A 916-nucleotide genomic window follows, 5' to 3' on the forward strand; every position below is an offset into this window, starting at 1 on the left:
AAGTTGCAATGAGAAATGCATTTATTGAACTTTTACATCAACACCAATTAGAAGAGATTACTGTGCAACAAATTGCAGATTTAGCTGATGTTAACCGTAGTACATTTTATACGCATTATTATGATAAATATGATTTGCTTGAAAAATTAGAGGACCAGCAGTTGGAGGAAATAAGAGACTTCATTCATGATGAGAAGTTAAATGGAGCAGTTAAGTTATCCACGGATAACATACATCAAATTATGACTGTTTTAATAGATATGATAGAAAAAGACATCGCATTTTATCAATTGATGTTTCGTATGGGTAAAGATTCAAATATACACGAAAAACTATATGACTTAATTATGTGTCATTTACAACGTTATAAAAATGAAAATGATCAAATTAATGGTATACCATTTTCTTATTTCATGAGTTATGTTTCAGGTGCGGGATTGTCTTTGATAAGACATTGGGTAGAAGATCCAAACCGTATAGACAAAGTTGACTTAATAATGCATTTTAATACGATTGTCAATCAAGGGCCAGCAACGATAATTAAAAATATACAATAAAATAAGGCAAGCCATGAATCGAGAGTGGCTTGCCTTGCTAAATAACATAAGCTTATTAAATGATATCTTTATCAATAACATTATTGTTGGATTGCAGTATAGTCTTGACCATGTAACATCCAACGAACACCGTATTTATCGGTAAAGACGCCCATTTTGCCACCCCAGAATTGGTCAGCAAACGGTAATTCTATTTCAATTGAAGAATGATCTTTAATTTTCTCATAGAATGCTTCAACTTTATCAGCATCTTCCTTATTGTTAACATCATAATCAATTAATAATGATATGCCATTATTAATTTTGTCAGCGCGACCAAAAGAATCAGAACATAGCACTTTTACGCCAAGCACTTCAAA

2 protein-coding genes are annotated in these 916 nt (G+C 31.7%); one reads left to right on the forward strand and one right to left on the reverse strand.

The annotated features are described in order from the left end of the window. The coding region (locus tag IDG60_RS16405) for a TetR/AcrR family transcriptional regulator (protein ID WP_206160933.1) at positions 1–557 on the forward strand (557 nt) is incomplete at its 5' end. An 80-nt stretch (positions 558–637) separates the two neighbouring features. Here IDG60_RS16405 and IDG60_RS16410 read toward each other — a convergent pair. Next, positions 638–916 (reverse strand): VOC family protein (locus tag IDG60_RS16410; protein WP_481906102.1); only part of this gene is annotated, 279 nt, incomplete at its 5' end.

This window comes from Staphylococcus sp. EG-SA-2 (genome assembly GCF_017152085.1).